This is a genomic window from Aeromonas sp. 604282, from assembly GCF_049170575.1.
In the GTDB taxonomy this organism is placed as follows: Bacteria; Pseudomonadota; Gammaproteobacteria; order Enterobacterales; family Aeromonadaceae; genus Aeromonas; species Aeromonas veronii_A.
Genome location: NZ_JAAKMV010000004.1, coordinates 183,433 through 201,005 on the forward strand (window position 1 = coordinate 183,433; position 17,573 = coordinate 201,005).

At 59.0% G+C, this 17,573-nt stretch carries 16 protein-coding genes; 6 read left to right on the plus strand and 10 right to left on the minus strand.

What is annotated here, in order from left to right:
• Window positions 1-98: 98 nt before the first annotated feature.
• A complete protein-coding gene (locus G5367_RS07455; protein WP_421244241.1) occupies window positions 99-1,970 on the minus strand; it encodes a methyl-accepting chemotaxis protein in 1,872 nt (623 codons plus the stop codon).
• Window positions 1,971-2,225: 255 nt separating this feature from the next.
• Here G5367_RS07455 and prfB point away from each other — a divergent pair.
• The 5 genes from prfB to G5367_RS07480 all read left to right on the plus strand — a co-directional run bounded on the left by prfB (window position 2,226) and on the right by G5367_RS07480 (window position 9,375).
• Window positions 2,226-3,324, plus strand: a protein-coding gene (gene prfB, locus G5367_RS07460; RefSeq protein ID WP_100645262.1) for a peptide chain release factor 2 whose coding sequence is annotated in 2 segments (ribosomal slippage) — window positions 2,226-2,300 and window positions 2,302-3,324 — 1,098 coding nt in all. Because the reading frame shifts where the segments join, the coding sequence is not laid out codon by codon here.
• 16 nt (window positions 3,325-3,340) lie between these two features.
• Window positions 3,341-4,876, plus strand: a complete 1,536-nt coding sequence (gene lysS, locus G5367_RS07465) for a lysine--tRNA ligase (RefSeq protein ID WP_216975654.1) — start codon at window positions 3,341-3,343, stop codon at window positions 4,874-4,876.
• Between the two features lie 197 nt (window positions 4,877-5,073).
• Window positions 5,074-6,867 (plus strand): assimilatory sulfite reductase (NADPH) flavoprotein subunit, encoded by a 1,794-nt coding sequence (locus G5367_RS07470; RefSeq protein ID WP_270817717.1) that lies wholly within the window; start codon window positions 5,074-5,076, stop codon window positions 6,865-6,867.
• Window positions 6,867-8,591, plus strand: coding sequence for an assimilatory sulfite reductase (NADPH) hemoprotein subunit (cysI, locus tag G5367_RS07475; protein WP_201987386.1), 1,725 nt, complete (start codon window positions 6,867-6,869; stop codon window positions 8,589-8,591). Before G5367_RS07470 ends, cysI begins: the two co-directional genes overlap by 1 nt.
• Window positions 8,581-9,375, plus strand: coding sequence for a phosphoadenylyl-sulfate reductase (locus tag G5367_RS07480; RefSeq protein ID WP_421294071.1), 795 nt, complete (start codon window positions 8,581-8,583; stop codon window positions 9,373-9,375). Before cysI ends, G5367_RS07480 begins: the two co-directional genes overlap by 11 nt.
• Before the next feature lie 95 nt (window positions 9,376-9,470).
• On the opposite strand, the gene proX is transcribed toward G5367_RS07480, so the two are convergent.
• The 7 genes from proX to G5367_RS07515 all read right to left on the minus strand — a co-directional run bounded on the left by proX (window position 9,471) and on the right by G5367_RS07515 (window position 15,745).
• Window positions 9,471-10,472: a glycine betaine/L-proline ABC transporter substrate-binding protein ProX gene (gene proX, locus G5367_RS07485; RefSeq protein ID WP_421244177.1), complete on the minus strand. Its 1,002-nt coding sequence runs from the start codon at window positions 10,470-10,472 to the stop codon at window positions 9,471-9,473.
• Complete coding sequence (proW, locus tag G5367_RS07490; protein WP_421244176.1) at window positions 10,469-11,620, minus strand: glycine betaine/L-proline ABC transporter permease ProW; 1,152 nt, start codon at window positions 11,618-11,620, stop codon at window positions 10,469-10,471. Before proW ends, proX begins: the two co-directional genes overlap by 4 nt.
• Window positions 11,617-12,813, minus strand: a complete 1,197-nt coding sequence (proV, locus tag G5367_RS07495; protein ID WP_421244175.1) for a glycine betaine/L-proline ABC transporter ATP-binding protein ProV — start codon at window positions 12,811-12,813, stop codon at window positions 11,617-11,619. Before proV ends, proW begins: the two co-directional genes overlap by 4 nt.
• A gap of 588 nt (window positions 12,814-13,401) precedes the next feature.
• On the minus strand, window positions 13,402-13,893 hold the full coding sequence (gene folA, locus G5367_RS07500; protein WP_337072472.1) for a type 3 dihydrofolate reductase: 492 nt from the start codon (window positions 13,891-13,893) through the stop codon (window positions 13,402-13,404).
• Window positions 13,894-13,911: 18 nt separating this feature from the next.
• Window positions 13,912-14,379 (minus strand): threonine/serine exporter family protein, encoded by a 468-nt coding sequence (locus tag G5367_RS07505; protein ID WP_026035076.1) that lies wholly within the window; start codon window positions 14,377-14,379, stop codon window positions 13,912-13,914.
• Window positions 14,376-15,173 carry a threonine/serine exporter family protein gene (locus G5367_RS07510; protein WP_005348133.1) on the minus strand — a complete coding sequence of 266 codons (798 nt, stop codon included), beginning with the start codon at window positions 15,171-15,173 and terminating at the stop codon, window positions 14,376-14,378. Before G5367_RS07510 ends, G5367_RS07505 begins: the two co-directional genes overlap by 4 nt.
• A 236-nt stretch (window positions 15,174-15,409) precedes the next feature.
• Window positions 15,410-15,745: a DUF3135 domain-containing protein gene (locus tag G5367_RS07515; RefSeq protein ID WP_021229719.1), complete on the minus strand. Its 336-nt coding sequence runs from the start codon at window positions 15,743-15,745 to the stop codon at window positions 15,410-15,412.
• Between the two features lie 394 nt (window positions 15,746-16,139).
• Between G5367_RS07515 and mog the strand changes: the two genes are divergently transcribed.
• Window positions 16,140-16,670, plus strand: a complete 531-nt coding sequence (gene mog, locus G5367_RS07520; RefSeq protein ID WP_005348144.1) for a molybdopterin adenylyltransferase — start codon at window positions 16,140-16,142, stop codon at window positions 16,668-16,670.
• 83 nt (window positions 16,671-16,753) lie between these two features.
• Here the strand turns inward: mog and G5367_RS07525 are convergent, their stop codons facing one another.
• Entirely contained in the window at window positions 16,754-17,155 is a 402-nt protein-coding gene (locus G5367_RS07525; RefSeq protein ID WP_346198201.1) for a DUF2541 domain-containing protein, read from the minus strand.
• 167 nt (window positions 17,156-17,322) lie between these two features.
• On the minus strand, window positions 17,323-17,532 hold the full coding sequence (locus G5367_RS07530; RefSeq protein ID WP_005335219.1) for a YgdI/YgdR family lipoprotein: 210 nt from the start codon (window positions 17,530-17,532) through the stop codon (window positions 17,323-17,325).
• Window positions 17,533-17,573: the final 41 nt, after the last annotated feature.

A 17,573-nucleotide genomic window follows, 5' to 3' on the forward strand; every position in this document is an offset into this window, starting at 1 on the left:
AACCAACCATACAGACAGGCTCCATCATATTCCGGGTAACAACAAGCCCCGCACTCGGCCGAGTGCGGGGCTTGTTGATGACTGCCTAAAACCGGACTTTACAGAATAAAGGTCGACACCTGCTGGTTCAGGTCAGTAGCTCGCCCCTTGAGGCTCTGGGCCTGATCCAGATCACGCATGGCGGCGGCGGTGATCTCGTCACTCACATCCTTGATGGCGGTGGTGTTCTGGGTGATCTCTCCGGTCACCTGGGTCTGCTCCTCAGCCGCCGTAGCGATCTGGCCTGCCATGTCGGAGATGAGCGACACTGCCTGGGTGATCTCCTCCAGCGCGGCAGCGGCGGCATCGGCATCCTGCACACTGTTATCTGCCAAACTCTGACTAGTCTGCATCAGGCTCACCGCACGGGCGGTGGTCTGCTGCAGGGTCTCGATGGTGGACTGGATCTGCTGGGTGGAGTCCTGGGTACGGCGCGACAGCACCCGCACCTCGTCAGCCACCACCGCAAAACCACGGCCCTGCTCACCGGCACGAGCCGCTTCGATGGCCGCGTTCAGTGCCAGCAGGTTGGTCTGCTCGGCAATCCCCTGAATGGTGGAGAGGATGCTGGTGATGGCCTGCGCGTGGCGGCTCAGCTCGCCGATCACTTCGGTCGCCTGTCCCACTTCTTCAGCCAGACCATTGATGGACTGGCGGGTCTTGTTGACCAGCATCTTGCCCTGTTCACTGCTCTGGGCAGATTGCTGGGCAGCGGCGGCGGTATTCTCGGCATTGCCAGCGATCTCCATGGTGGCGCTCGCCATCTCGGTGACCGCAGTGGCGACCATGGTCACCTCCTGCTGCTGACGCTGCAGCTCGTCCACGGCGGCCTGGTTGGTCACCAGACTGCGCTCGGCATCAGCGTTCAACTCGTTGGCCAGCTGGCGGATATTGGCGATCAGCTGGTGCTGGCTGCCGACGAAGCGGTTGAAGCTGTTGGCCAGCTGGCCCACTTCGTCGTTGGCATCGATCTTGATGCGCTGGGTCAGATCGCCGTTACCATCGGCTATGCGGGCCAGGGCCTGGGAGACCTTGCTGAGCGGGCCAAGCAGCATGCTGACCAACCAGGAGATGGCGAGAATACTGCCCACCAGCACCAGCAGCGCCATCCCCAGCTGGGTCATCAGCAAGGAGGAGAGCGGCGCTTCCAGTGCGGCCTTGTCCAGCACCAGCACCAGTTCCCAATCCGTGTCGGGGATATCGGCCGCCCACAGCAGCTTGTCACGCCCTTCGCTGTCGAAGTAGGCCGGAACCAGCTCCTTGCTCGACTTGCTCTGCTCGATCAGCGTGTTGGTCAGATCGTTGTCGATCTCGATCGCCGGTTTCATCGCCTTGGCCGCATCCTTGTAGGCGATGATGGTGCCATCCTTGTGCATCATGATGGCAAAACCGTCGGCAGGCAGTTGCATCTTGGTCACGTCTTCCACCAGCGAGGCGATGGAGAGGTCACCACCTACTACCCCGCCGGATACCGGCTGGGCCAGAGTGACCACCATGATGTTGTAGGCCACATCGAGATAGGGCTTGGTGACAATCAGGCCGCCCTTGCCCATCGCTTCCTGATACCAGCCACGGGAGCGCGGGTCGTAGCCATCGCGGTTGATGGAGGGATCGGAGTCATTCATCTTGCCGCTGCTCTCACCGAAATAGGTAAGCTGGAAACGGCCGGAAACTTGTGCCTGTTGCAAGGCATTGAGGGGGTCGGCACCTGCCTTGTTGCCGAGCGCCTGAATGACGTCGCGACGGGCTGCGAGCCAGTCGCTGACACGCTCGGCCTGCTGGGTGCCTAACCGCTGCAACTGCTCCTGACTGCCTTGCAGCAACAGACTCTTCTGGCTGCTATAGCTCTGCCAGGAGAGCAACGAGATCACCAGCGAAAGGGCGATCACCACTGACAACAGTATCTTCTGCTTGAGTGACAGGTTTTTCATCATGCGTTCTTCTTATTGAGGTGAGGAGCGGGTTTTTCCCTAAAAGTGCACAACACTACGTAGTCATTAGCGGCCCGAATGGCCAAAACTGAAGCCGAAAATGGGTCGGCAGGCGATATTTTCTGCCGAGGTGGAGAAAAGTACACCAGAAATTGACGGCATGAGCCGCACAAGCCAAGGCAACCCTGTTTATTCCTTCCACAATTGGCTAGAATATCCCATTTTTAAATCACATCGACCCTGAGAGTTTTCACGATGTTCGAAGTTAATCCCGTATTAAATAAACTTAAGGAGCTGTCTGAGCGGACCGAGCTTCTTAGGGGGTACCTTTGACTATGACGCCAAGAAAGAGCGTCTAGAAGAGGTCAACGCCGAGCTGGAACAGCCGGACGTATGGAATGAACCCGAGCGCGCACAGGCGCTGGGCAAAGAGCGCGTAGCGCTGGAAAACGTGGTCGGCACCATCGACACCCTGACCCAGGGCGTGGATGACGTCGAGATGCTGGTGAGCCTGGCCGTGGAAGGGGAAGACGAAGAGACCTTCAACGAAGCCATCGCCGAATCCGAACAGCTGGAAGCCAAGCTGGTGGATCTCGAGTTCCGCCGCATGTTCTCCGGTCAGCACGACGGCTCTGACTGCTATATCGATATTCAATCCGGCTCCGGTGGTACCGAAGCACAGGATTGGGCCAACATGGTACTGCGCATGTACCTGCGCTGGGGCGATGCCCACGGCTACAAGCCCGAGCTGATTGAATGCTCCGAAGGCGACGTGGCCGGTATCAAATCCGCCACCATCAAGTTCACCGGCGAATATGCGTTCGGCTGGCTGCGTACCGAAACCGGCGTTCACCGTCTGGTTCGCAAGTCCCCGTTCGATTCCGGTGGCCGCCGTCACACCTCCTTCTGTTCTGTGTTCGTCTACCCCGAGATCGACGACGATATCGATATCGAAATCAACCCGGCGGATCTGCGGATCGACGTCTACCGCGCCTCCGGTGCCGGTGGTCAGCACGTTAACCGAACCGAATCCGCGGTGCGTATTACCCACGTTCCGACCGGTGTCGTGGTACAGTGCCAGAACGACCGTTCCCAGCACAAAAACAAAGACCAGTGTATGAAGCAGCTGAAAGCCAAGCTCTACGAGCTGGAAATTCAGAAGCAGAACGCTGAGAAACAAGCCCTGGAAGAGACCAAGTCTGATATCGGTTGGGGCAGCCAGATCCGTTCCTATGTGCTGGATGACTCCCGTATCAAGGATCTGCGCACCGGCGTCGAAACCCGTAATACCCAATCGGTGCTCGACGGTGACTTGGACAAGTTTATCGAAGCCAGCCTGAAATCAGGTCTGTAAACAAGCAGGAATCACCATGTCTGAACAAACCATCACTCCGGAAGTCGACCACACTCTCGAACTCAACAACGAGATGACCGAGCGTCGTTCCAAGCTGGCCGCCCTGCGTGCCCAGGGTAATCCTTTCCCCAACGACTTCCGTCGCGACAGCCTCTCTGGCGATCTGCACGCAGAGTTCGACGACAAGAGCGCCGAGGAGCTGACGAGCCTGGGTAAACGGGTGAAGATTGCCGGTCGCATCATGACCCGCCGGATCATGGGCAAGGCTTCTTTCGCCACCCTGCAGGACATGGCCGGCAAGATCCAGGTCTACGTCACCCGTGACGACCTGCCGGAAGGTTTCTACAACGAGCAGTTCAAGAAGTGGGATCTGGGCGACATCGTGGGTGTCGAAGGGACCCTGTTCAAGACCCAGACCGGTGAGCTCTCCGTTCACGTTTCCGATATCCGCCTGCTGACCAAGGCGCTGCGTCCGCTGCCCGAGAAGCACAAAGGCCTGACCGACCAGGAAGCCCGCTGCCGCCAGCGCTACCTGGATCTGATCGCCAACGAAGAGTCCCGCAAGACCTTCATGATCCGCACCCAGGTGGTTGCCGGTATCCGTAAATTCTTCAATGAAAAGCGCTTCATGGAAGTGGAAACCCCGATGATGCAAGTCATCCCGGGTGGTGCTTCCGCGCGTCCGTTCGTCACTCACCACAATGCGCTGGACATCGACATGTACCTGCGTATCGCTCCGGAGCTCTACCTGAAGCGTCTGGTGGTTGGTGGCTTCGAGCGTGTCTACGAGATCAACCGCAACTTCCGTAACGAAGGTATCTCGGTTCGTCACAACCCCGAGTTCACCATGATCGAGTTCTACATGGCCTACGCCGACTACATCGATCTGATGGACCTGACCGAAGAGCTGCTGCGCACTCTGGCGCAGGACATTCTGGGCGACACCAAGATCCGTTACGCCAAAGAGGGCGAAGAGGGTCTGACCATCGATTTCGGTCAGCCGTTCCAGCGTCTCACCATGGTCGAGTCCATCCTGAAGTTCAACCCGGATGTAACTCTGGACGATCTGGCGACCCTCGAGAGCGCCAAGGCCGTTGCCAAGCGTCTGCACATCGAGCTGATGAAGGGCTGGGAGCTGGGCCACGTGATCACCGCGATCTTCGAAGAGACCGTGGAGCACATGCTGCTGCAACCGACCTTCATCACCGAGTACCCGGCAGCCGTTTCTCCGCTGGCTCGCCGCAACGACGTGAACCCGGATGTAACCGACCGCTTCGAATTCTTCATCGGTGGCCGCGAGCTGGCCAACGGCTTCTCCGAGCTGAACGATGCTGAAGATCAGGCCAAGCGCTTTCAGGATCAGGTTGATCAGAAAGAAGCTGGCGACGACGAAGCCATGTTCTACGACGCCGACTTCGTCACCGCGCTGGAACACGGCCTGCCGCCGACTGCCGGTCAGGGTATCGGTATCGACCGTCTGGTCATGCTGTTTACCAACAGCCACACCATCCGTGACGTCATTCTGTTCCCGGCCCTGCGTCCGCAGAAGTAAGGTTCATGCCCGCCGGGATCCATCCCGAGCGCGATAGCTTGAAAACGCCCCGCAACAGCGGGGCGTTTTTCTATCTCCTTTACCGCAAAATCACTTTCAAAATTCAATAATGGAATAAAGAAGATATTTTTATTCTTTGTTGTTAGCCAACACGCCCTTTAATCTGGCCAAAAATCAGACCATGGAAGACGCGTGTGATGCAATTGAAGGATTCCCCATTCAACCTCTCCCCCCTCTCTGACGAGCAGCAACGTCAGCTGGGTCAGGTACTCTCGACCCTCAATACCCAGCAACTGGCCTGGGTGAGCGGATATCTCTACGGCCTCTCCCAGGTGGGCATCCAGCCCGTTGCGACCGCAGGCGCAGAAGTCGTGGCTCCCAGCGGTAGCCTAACTATTCTCTACGGCTCCCAGACCGGCAACGCCAAAGGTGTCGCTACTGCCATCAAGGCGCAGGCCGAAGCCCGTGGTCTACCGGCCACCCTCGCGTCGATGGCCGACTACAAACCCAAGCAGCTCAAGAAAGAGAGCCATCTGCTGGTGGTAGTGAGCACTTACGGGGAGGGTGAACCGCCGGAGAGCGCCGTCGATCTGTTCGAGCAGCTTAAAAAAGGCAAGATCGGCAAGCTGGACGGCCTCAAGTTCGCGGTGCTGGGGCTGGGTGACAGCTCCTACGAATTTTTCTGCCAGACCGGCAAAGATTTTGACAACTTCCTCGCCAGCGCAGGGGCCGAGCGCATTTATGAACTCGCCAGCCTCGATGTGGATTATCAGGATGCCGCCAAGGCGTGGGGCGAACAGGCACTCAACGCCATTGCCGCGACCCTCTCTACCGGAGCGGCCAGCAGCAGCGTAGCCAGCGCGGTGCAGCAGGCGGTTGGCCACAGCCAGTACAGCAAGGAGAACCCCTTCCCTGCCCGCCTGTCGGTCAATCAGAAGATCACCGGCCGGGATTCCACCAAGGATATCCGCCATATCGAGATCAATCTGGCCGACTCCGGCATCACCTATCAACCGGGTGATGCCCTCGGCGTCTGGTTCGACAACGACGCCGACCTGGTGGGGGAAGTGCTGGCCCTGACCGGCCTCTCTGGCGATGAAGCCACGGCCCACGGCACCTTGCGCGCCGCCCTGACCGGTCACTTCGAACTGACCCGGCTGCACGGCGGCTTTATCACAGGGCTCGCTGATATATCGGACAACGCGGCGCTGAAAGACTTGGCCGGTGACAAGGCCCAGGTAAATACACTGGTCGCCTCCGCTCAGGTGGTGGATGTGCTGAAACGCTTCCCGACCGCGCTCACGGCCGAGCAGCTGGTTGGCCTGCTGCGCCCCCTCACCCCGCGCCTCTACTCAATCGCCTCCGCACAGAGCGAAGTCGAAGAGGAGGTGCACCTGACCGTCGGCGTGGTGCGCTACCCGCAGGAAGATGGCACAGTGCGCTCTGGCGCCGCCTCCTCCTATCTGGCGGATCGGCTGATTGAGGATGGCGAGGTGCGGGTATTCATCGAGCACAACGACAACTTCCGCCTGCCCGCCAATCCCGACACACCCGTCATCATGGTGGGCCCGGGCACCGGCATCGCCCCGTTCCGCGCCTTTATGCAGGAGCGGGAAGCTCAGGGCGCGGAAGGCAAGAACTGGCTCTTCTTCGGCAACCCCCACTTTACCCAGGATTTCCTCTATCAGGTGGAGTGGCAGCGTTATGTGAAATCGGGGTTGCTGTCGAAGATCTCCCTGGCCTTCAGCCGGGATCAGGCCAACAAGATCTATGTGCAGGACCGTCTGCGCGAGGCAGGGCTTGAGCTCTACCAGTGGCTGGAAGCAGGCGCTCACTTCTATGTGTGTGGCGACGCCAACAAGATGGCCAAGGATGTACAGGAGACCCTGCTGGATGTAATTGCCGAACACGGTCACAAGAGCCGTGAGGAAGCAGAAGAGTATTTGAGCGAATTGCGTCGTGCCAAACGTTATCAAAGGGATGTCTATTGATGAGCAAACAACCTCTTTCTCACCCAAAAGCGGGACCGGTCGAAGGGCCGCTGGCCGACAACGAGCGCCTCAAGCGCGAGAGCAACTTTCTGCGCGGCACCATAGAGCAAGATCTGCAGGACCCGCTCACCGGCGGCTTCAACGGCGACAACTTCCAGCTGATCCGCTTTCACGGCATGTACCAGCAGGATGACCGCGACATCCGCCCGGAGCGCGCCGCCCAGAAGCTGGAGCCGCTGCACAACGTCATGCTGCGTGCCCGCCTGCCGGGTGGGATCATCACCCCGGCCCAGTGGCAGATCATCGACAAGTTCGCCGAAGAGCACAGCCTCTACGGCAGCATCCGCCTTACCACCCGACAGACCTTCCAGTTCCACGGGGTATTGAAGCGCGACATCAAGCTGATGCACCAGACCCTCAACAGCACCGGCATCGATTCCATCGCCACCGCCGGCGACGTGAACCGCAACGTGCTCTGCACCAGCAACCCGGTGGAGTCCGAACTGCATCAGGAGGCCTACGAGTGGGCCAAGAAGATCTCCGAGCATCTGCTGCCCAAGACACGCGCCTACGTGGAGATCTGGCTGGACGGCGAGAAGCTGGGGGGTGACGAAGAGCCGATCCTGGGTTCCAACTACCTGCCGCGCAAATTCAAGACCACTGTGGTGATCCCGCCCCACAACGACGTGGATATCCACGCCAACGATCTCAACTTCGTGGCGATCGCCGAGCATGGCAAGCTGGTGGGCTTCAACGTGCTGGTGGGCGGTGGCCTCGCCATGACCCACGGCGACACCAGCACCTACCCGCGCAAGGCGAGCGACTTTGGCTTTATTCCGCTCTCTCACGTGCTGGAGGTGGCGGCCGCCGTGGTCAGCACCCAGCGCGACTGGGGCAACCGGGTCAACCGCAAGAACGCCAAGACTAAGTACACCCTTGAGCGCGTCGGCGTCGAAGCATTCAAGGCCGAGGTGGAGAGCCGCGCTGGCATCCAGTTCGGGCCAGTTCGCCCCTATGAGTTCACCAGCCGTGGCGATCGCTTCGGTTGGGTCGAGGGGATCGACGGCAAGCATCACCTCACCCTGTTTATCGAGAATGGCCGCCTGCTGGACTTCCCGGGCAAGCCGCTCAAAACCGGCATGCTGGAGATCGCCAAGGTGCATCAGGGGGATTTTCGCCTGACAGCCAACCAGAACCTGATCATCGCAGGGGTGCCTGCCAGCGAGAAAGCCCGCATCGAAGGGCTGGCGCGCCAGTACGGCCTGCTGGATGACGGCGTGAGCGAGCAGCGCAAGCAGTCCATGGCTTGTGTGGCACTGCCTACCTGCCCGCTAGCGATGGCCGAGGCGGAGCGCATGCTGCCAGCGTTTGTCACCGACATCGAGGGCTTGCTCACCAAACATGGGCTGACGGATGACGCCATCATCTTCCGGGTCACCGGTTGCCCCAACGGCTGCGGCCGCGCCATGCTGGCGGAAGTGGGTCTGGTGGGCAAGGCGCCGGGCCGCTACAACCTGCATCTGGGGGGCAACCTGGAAGGCACCCGCATTCCGCGCCTCTATCAGGAGAACATCACCGAACCGCAGATTTTGGCCGAACTCGACGCGTTGATCGGCCGCTGGGCCACCGAGCGAAATCAGGGTGAGTGCTTCGGCGACTTCGTGATCCGGGTTGGGGTGATTGCCCCCGTTATCGACTCTGCGAGGGACTTTTATGCCGCTTAATCTGCCGCTTAATGTCACCGAAGATGGCCGCCTTGACCTGCAGGCACTGCTGGCCCTCGGCCGTGAAGAGCAGACCGAGGCGCTGGCGCCCCTCAACCGCGAGCTGGATACCATGAGCGCCCCAGAACGGGTGCGCTGGGCCCTGGCCAATCTGCCGGGGGAGCATGTGCTCTCATCCAGTTTCGGCATTCAGGCGGCGCTGATGCTCCATCTGGTAAGCGGCGAGCAGGCCGATGTGCCGGTGGTGCTGACCGATACCGGTTATCTCTTCCCCGAGACCTACCGCTTCATCGACGAGCTGACCGAGCGGCTCGCCCTCAACCTCAAAATCTACCGGGCCGAGCTCAGTCCGGCCTGGCAGGAGGCCCGCTTCGGCCTTCTGTGGGAACAGGGAGTAGAGGGGATCACCCGCTACAACCAGCTCAACAAGGTAGAGCCGATGGACCGCGCCCTGAACGAGCTGGATGCCCGCACCTGGTTCTCCGGCCTGCGCCGGGAGCAGTCCGGCAGCCGGGGCAAGCTGCCGGTGCTGGCCATCCAGCGCGGCCGCTTCAAGTTCCTGCCGGTGATCGACTGGAGCAACAAGGACGTCTTCTACTACTTCAAGGAGTTCGACCTGCCCTACCACCCGCTGTGGGAGCAGGGCTACCTGTCGGTGGGCGACGTGCACACCACCACCAAGTGGGAGCCCGGTATGAGCGAGGAGCAGACCCGCTTCTTCGGCCTCAAGCGCGAATGCGGCCTGCACGAGGAGAACGGCGAGAACGACGGCTCCGGCATCTGAGGCAGAGGGCCCGCCCGCACGGCCTCCATAAAAAACGCCCGGCAAGCAACTGCCGGGCGTTTTTATTTGCGCAAAGAGCGAGCTACCGCCCCTCATTACTTGGCGACGGCGCGTGCCTGGGTCAGCCAGTCGTTCACCAGCGCCTCGTGGCCCTTGAGCCAGGCGTCGGCGTGATGCTCCACGTCCGCCGGCTTGTTCTGCCCCTTGTTCATCAGGCCGTTCTGCACGTTGATGTCATTAAGCGGCAGCTTGACGATGGAGAACAGCCTAGCGGCTGCCGGGTTGGCCTCGGCGAACTGCTTGTTGGCGACGATGTGCATGGTGTTGACCGGGAAGCCATAGTTCTTGCCGTTCGGCAGCCGGGTCTTGGCCGCATCAGGGCCATCGGCGGGCACCTCCAGCCACACCACGTCCTTGCCCGGCACCAGCTCGCTGCTGAGCCAGTAGGGGGTCCAGGTGTAGTAGAGCACCGGCTTGCCGGCCTGGTAACGGGCACGGGTATCGGCGATCAGCGCCGCGTAATTGCCCTGCTTGTGGGTGACGGTCGGGGTCAGGCCAAAGCCGGCCAGATGACGGTTGATCGCCTCTTCGCAGCCCCAGCCCGGGTTGCAGCCCACCAGATCGGCCTTGCCGTCGCCATCGCCGTCAAACAGCGCCGCCAGCTTGGGATCCTTGAGCTGACCCAGGTTAGTGATGCCGTACTGGGTCGCGGTCTGCTTGTCGATGAGATAGCCCTGGGCGGCCCCGGCCACATAGGTGCCCTCACGGAAGAACACCTTGTCACCTCCCGCCTGCTCATACTTGTTGTTTTGCAGCGGTATCCAGTTGAAGGCGAGGAAGGTGCCATCCCCCTGCGCCACCGAGGCGTAGGCCACGTTGTAATCCACCTCCTGAGCCGGCTGGACGTCATAGCCGAGGCGCGCCATCAGCTTGCTCACCAGCAGGGTCTGAAAGCTCTCCTCCGGCAACGAGCTCTGCAGGGGCTGGACGCGCACGCCCTCCCCCGGCAGCTCGGTGCTGGCCATGGCGAGCGGACCGAGCAGTTGGGAGCTCAACAGCAGGGAACCCAGGGTCAGCGTCTTGGTGATGAGTCTCATGCATTTACTCCTTTGTAATCGATTGACTTGTCGCGGCCGAGCAGGCGCAGCAGCAGGGCGGCGGGGCCGCGCTGATACCAGCGGCCGCTACGGCTGCGATCCGGCTGTCCCATCGCCTGGGTCAGGCGGTCGAGCACGATGGCCAGCAGCACGATGCCGAGGCCGCCGATGGAGGCGAGCCCCATGTCGAGCCGGCCGATGCCGCGCAGCACCATCTGGCCTAGGCCCCCCACCGCGATCATGGAGGCGATCACCACCATGGAGAGTGCCAGCATCAGGGTCTGGTTGACCCCGGCCATGATGGTGGGCATGGCGAGCGGCAGTTGTACCTTGAACAGCAGCTGGGAGGGGCTGGCACCGAACGAGTGGGCCGCCTCCACCAGATCCGCAGGCACCTGGCGAATGCCCAGCATGGTCAGCCGGATCATCGGCGGCAGCGCGAAGATGACGGTCACCACCACCCCGGGCACGTTGCCGATGCCAAACAGCATGACGATGGGGATGAGGTAGACGAAGGCCGGGGTAGTCTGCATCGCATCCAGCAGCGGCCGGGTCCAGCGCGACAGCCGCTCGCTCCTCGCCAGCAGGATGCCGACCGGCAGCCCGATCAGCACGCAGAAGAACAGCGAGGTCAGCACCAGCGACAGGGTCACCATGGCATCGGACCAGGCGCCGATCAGCCCCACCACCACCAGTGAGAACAGGGTTCCCAGCGCCATGCGACCGTTCACCAGTTGCCAGGCGATCAGGGTCAGCAGGCCGATCATCAGGGTGGAGGGCATCGTCTGCAGCAGATGGGTCATGCCGCCCAGCGCCAGCTCCACCGGCGCGCGGATCAGCTGAAACACGGGACGCAGGTTGTCCACCAGCCAGCCGATACCGCCCTCGACCCAGCTATCCAGCGGCACCAGCGCCTGCTGGAAGGGATCCAGCCAGTCAACGGCGGCAGCGGTATCGACCGCCTCGATCTGGTTCTGCCAGTCGGTAGCCTCAGTGTCGGTACTGCCCCAGGGATCGGCCACCTCGGTAGCCGCCGCACTGGCCCCCCAGGGGTCGACTGCCGCCTCGTCGGCACGCAGGGAGGGGCTCGCCAGCAGTACCAGGGCCAGCAGCCCGCTCAGTAAAAAATGGGGATTCATCCGCTTCATGCCGGGGTACTCCTGTCCAGGGTGTTCAGCAGGTTGGCCTTGGAGATGAGGCCCAGATAAGTGCCATCCTCCTCGACCACGGGCACCTGACAGGGGGCGGCCGCCACCTGGCTGATCAGTTCGTTGAGGGCGGTGTCCGCCAGAATGGGCTGGATGTCCGCCAGCAGCGCCTGCTCCAGGCTGCCTTTGGCCCTGACCGCCTGACCGAGCGACTCCACCGATACGACCCCTATGAAGCGACGCCGGCGATCCACCACGTAACCGAACTCCCGCTCCTGCTCCTTGAGCTGGCGCAGGGCGTTGCCTAGCCCGTCGGTGGTGTGCTTCTTGATGAGCGGCATCTGCTTGCGGCTGGCCACGTCGCGGGCGCTGAACACGTTGGCCAGATCCACCCCGCGAAAGAAGGCGCGCACATAGTCGTTGGCGGGCTGGTTGAGGATCTCGTCCGGGGTGCCGACCTGCACCAGCTGGCCGTCCTGCATGATGGCGATGCGATCGCCGATGCGCATCGCCTCGTCCAGATCGTGGGAGATGAAGACGATGGTGCGCTGCTGGCTGGCCTGCAGCTTGAGCAGCTCATCCTGCATCTCGGTGCGGATCAGCGGATCCAGCGCGGAGAAAGCCTCGTCCATCAGCAGGATGTCGGGGTCGTTGGCGAGTGCGCGGGCCAGGCCGACCCGCTGCTTCATGCCGCCGGAGAGGGCATCGGGGAAGGCATCAGTCCACTGACCCAAACCCACCTGATGGAGCGCCTGACGGGCGCTCTGCTGGCGCTCCGCCAGCGGTACTCCGGCCAGCTCCAGCCCGAAGGCGGTGTTTTCCAGCACGCTCAGGTGCGGCATCAGGGCGAAGGACTGGAATACCATGCTGATCTTCTTGCGTCGCACCTGACGCAGCTCGCTGTCGGAAATGGCGGCGATGTCCTCGCCATCGATCAACACCTGACCGCGGGTCGGCTCGATCAGCCGGTTGAAGAGACGCACCAGGGTAGATTTGCCCGAGCCGGAGAGGCCCATCACCACGAAGATCTCCCCTTCGTCGATGGCCAGATTGACATCCTGGACCCCCAGGGTCTGCCCGGTTTTTTGCAGGATGCTGGCGCGGTCATGCCCTTTCGCCAGCAATTTGAACGCTTTTTCCGGCTGATCGCCGAAGATTTTGTAGAGTGATTTAACCTCGAGTTTGACTGTCATATTGTCCTTTTTTCATGGTCGACATCTTGGTGATTAACCTGCCGAACGCGAACCAATTGTTTTTACACTAAGCAATTAACAACCAAAAAAAAGAACCAATAGAGTCCCCAAAAACAAACCACAAAATAAACCACAAAATAAACCACAAAATAAACCACAAAATAAACCATTGATTTTAAAAAGTTATTTTTATCAATAAAAACCGAACAAAGCCTGGCTTTATCCATAAAATTTTCCATATAAAACGAAGATGTACTGGGAGAAGTCATTCAAAAACAATCAAAAAAGCGCAATAAAATGCAGGTTAATGACGGTAACTGTGTAACGCGCCATCCAGATAATCGACAACGACCAAATGATTACATATCTAACTATTTATTGATCGCAATGAGGACAGATTGGGGGACAAGAAAAGGAGCTGAGGAGGGAGGCTAAAGGAGAATTCACCCGCCACGATGAGATCGCCGCAGCCACCTCTGGACTATCGGCCTGCTGGCACGGAACTTCTGGCAAATAGCCCGTGCGAAAAAAGCCCCTTGTGCAACACAAGGGGCTTTTTCGTGGCTATCGGTTAGCACATGCCATGATTCAGCGGCGCTGCCAGGTCTCGAATCGGTAGGGGTGCGGGTTCTTTTCATCGGCAGGGTGGCTCTCACAATCAACGCGTTGCCACTGACCATCGTCAAAAGCAGGGAAGCGGGTATCCCCCTCCACCGCCAGATCGATTTGCGTCAGATAGAGGCAATCCGCGCTCGGCAACATCTCGGCATAGAGATGACCGCCACCAATCACCATCAACTCCTCCACCGAGCTGCCTGCCAACAGCGCTAGCGCCGCCTCGACGGAGCCCACCACCTCAATGCCCTCGGCCTGATAACCGGGATTGCGGCTGATCACCAGATTGCGCCGTCCGGGCAGCGGCCGACCAATGGATTCGAAGGTTTTGCGCCCCATCAATACCGGTTTACCGAGGGTGACACGCTTGAAGTGAGCCAGATCGGCAGGCAGATGCCAGGGCATCTGGTTGTCCTTGCCGATCACCCTGTCGTGGGCCATGGCGGCAATCATGGAAATCTTCATTGGGCCTCTCACCGTCTGTCAGATTATGGGGCGGTTACGGTACACGACCAGAGAGGGGATCGCCAAACCGAAACTGAGGGCACCGACGATAAAGAGCGCCTTGAGGCCGTTCTCCACCGCACTCTGGATTAACTCCATGGTCACGCCGTTGATGTTGAGCTCTACCACCGCAATCATGGTTTTGAACGCATAACTGCCCGGGATCATCGGAATAATCGAGGCAACGCTGAACACCGGACGCGGCGCCAGCAGACGGCGAGACCAGTAGACGCAGACAAAGCCGACCGTGGTCGCCGCCGCCAGCGTCGCCCACTCAATGGGCATGCCGTAGTGGATCAGCAGGGTACGCAAGCTGTGGGCCAGCGCGCCGCCCATGGCGCAATACTTCAGCATCCGTGGCGGCACGTTGAACAGCATGGCAAACCCCACCGCCGGAATGGAGGACCAGAAGGCATCCTTGGCCAGTAGCCAGAGCAAATCCATCATACTTTCCACCCCCAGATCCCCGTGACCGACATGGCCAAAATGATACCTATGGCGGCGCTGATGGTCAGCAGGGTCGCAGTCCCCCAGCGGGCCAAGCCCATGTTGAAGTAGCCCTTCACCATGTCGGAGACCGCATTGATCAGCGGAAAGCCCGGCACCAGCAGCAGCACGCTGGCCGCCATGGCGAGATAGGGCTGGTCACCCCAGTTAAAAAAGGTGGCGCTGGAGGAGAGCAAGGTGGCAATAAAGCCGGTGGCGGCAAAGTTGATGAGCGGGCTATGGTGATGGCGGGCCATCAGTTGGCGCACCCGCATCGCCACGGCAGACGAGAAACAGGTCACCAGGAAAATGGGCCAGTCACCGCCAAACAGCAGGCTAAAGGCACCACAGGAGAGCCCCACCATGGGGACCACCAGCCAAGGGTGATAGTGAAAGGGGACGATGGCCTCGAGGCGCTGGCGCACTTCACGGGCACCGATCAGCTCTTTCTCCGCCATGATGCAGATCCGCTGGATCTCGCACACCACCTGCATATTGATGCCATGTTCGCGCACCCGCCGGGTAGTAGTAACACAGCCCCCCTGATAGAGACTGGTGAGCACGATGGCACTGGAAGAGATGGCCATTTCGACGCTCTCCAGCCCCAGCGCCATCCCCAGCCGCACCGTGGTCTGCTCGATGATCCGGCTCTCCGCCCCGAACTGGGCCAACATCTGACCCACCTTGACGATAATGCGGGTGATCTCTGTCTGTTGCTCCCGCGACAACACCCGTCTTGGTGTGATACTTCTCATAATCCCTTCGAGTCGTAGCAATAAAAATTTCGGCCATATTAGCCTAACTTTTACCGTTATTCATCCACCCCTATCACAACCTGACTAATTAGTTATTACAAGAAAGAGAAAAGAAATTACATCACAAATACATTACGACTAACATTAAAAACCATAACAATCAGGTCGCCAGCAATTCCCTTTATCATGGCTTCACCGATTTGGCTGAAATATCAACCAAGGGGGGTTATTGCAGATTATTTGCGACGTCGATAGTCCGCCAGATGGATTATTTTACCACTGCCATCGCTTTCAGGCGGAGGGTCCCCCTCTTCCCTGAACTGGCTCATTTCGCTGCGCATCAAATAAAAAGATTCCCGCATCATGTTGGTAATCCGGATACAGCTATCAAGATTGTTTTTCGCCAGCCGGCGCTGACCATCAATCTTGAACTGCAACCCGCGCAGACGGCGCTGCTGATCGGGGCTCGCACGGGCCATCAACTGGTCGATCTGCTGCTCCAGAATCGCATCCAGCCGGGAGGGCTCACTCGCAGCCAACTCCTTCAGGGTGTCAAAATCAGGCAACTCCATATGCCCTCCTTGGCGACTATTGCTGGCAACACACTGCGGTACCACACCATCACGTCCCAGCCATATAAATCTGTATATACGACGCGGCTAAAAAGGGTTCAATCCATCCACTGGCGACTAAACCGGACAATGGTCACTACGAGGGTGTCTATCTATTTTAATTGTGTTTGGAAACAAGCGATTGTTTTTAATTCATGCGAGATAAAACACTTATACATTTTAGGTTGTGATTTTCTGTTTTTTATTGCAAATAAAAATCCAGGTGGCCTTATTTTTGCTTCATTCGACACTTTATTCTTTCCTCACCGACCCGCGTCATCTCCTGACGGTTTAACATATCTCACTGATTATGTTATTTTAATTGCCACTTTTATCGGACATTCAAGAGCAGACCATGAGCAAGGCAAAAATCGGTATCGTCACCGTCAGCGATCGCGCCAGCGCGGGCATCTATGAAGACCTCTCCGGCAAGGCCATCATCGACACCCTGAACGCCTATCTGACCTCGGAGTGGGAACCTGTCTATCAGGTGATCCCCGATGAGCAGGAGCAGATTGAAGCGACCCTGATCCGGCTGGCGGATGAGGAACAGTGTTGCCTCATCGTCACCACAGGCGGCACCGGCCCGGCCAAGCGGGATGTCACGCCGGAAGCGACCGAAGCGGTATGTGATCGCATGATGCCGGGCTTTGGCGAGCTGATGCGGGCCGAATCCCTCAAGTTTGTGCCGACCGCCATTCTGTCACGCCAGACTGCCGGACTGCGCGACGATACCCTGATCGTCAATCTGCCGGGCAAACCCAAATCAATCCGCGAATGTCTGGATGCCGTCTTTCCCGCCATCCCCTACTGCATCGATTTGATGGAAGGACCGTATCTCGAGTGCGATGAAACCGTCATCAAGCCATTTCGGCCGAAAAAATAGCAAACCCGACCATAAAAAATAATGGCGAGCCACGGCTCGCCATTATTTTTAACTCATCTGTTTGCGCAGAAAAACCGCATCACTTATTTGCGGCCGAATACTTTTACGCCCGCTTTGCTGCGCTCTGAATTACCGTACACTTCGATTTTTTTCACACAACGGCGCGAGCCCAGTGATTTCCACTCGGTCTCTTTATCACTGCTCATTTCCCGATCGAAACGAATGGTCTTGGTACGATCACCACCATAGGTCACCACCACCCGATCCAGGGTCAAATCACGCTCCGCCTTCACCTTGATATATTTGGTCTGACGGCAAACCACCAAAGGAATTGTCGCACCATGATCACCGGCTCCCAGTAAAATAGTCCGCCCCAGCGTGAACTGATCGTCACCGGCATGGCTGGCTGACGCCACCACCAGCAAGGCACCACCCAGCAAGCTGCGTGCAGAAAAACGGGAATTCCAGCTAGACATCAAGGACATAACACCTCCAATAAAAAATGGAATGTGATGATAAGGGTTAAACCATAACGGAAGCTGTATCACGGCTGAATTTGCTGCGAATGTGCGGGGATAAACAGAGAAAACAGCGCGACTTTTCGGCAAAAAGAGAAGAGCCGCAGACAGCGGCCCTTGCGGCAAGAGAGCGCTTAGCGCTCCATGATTTGGGTCACGTCATCTTTCTTGATCATTACCTCGCGCCCTTCATGATCGTAATAGCGATACATGCCGGTACTCTCATCCAGCTTGGGTTTGCTCTCTGTGGTGATCATCTTGCCATCCTTGGTGCTCATGATGTATTGGGAGCTGCATGCCACCAGCCCCAGGGCGCACACCAGGATCATCATCAGTTTTTTCATTGCGGCCTCTTCTGCGATCATCCTCACCACGAGGATGTTTC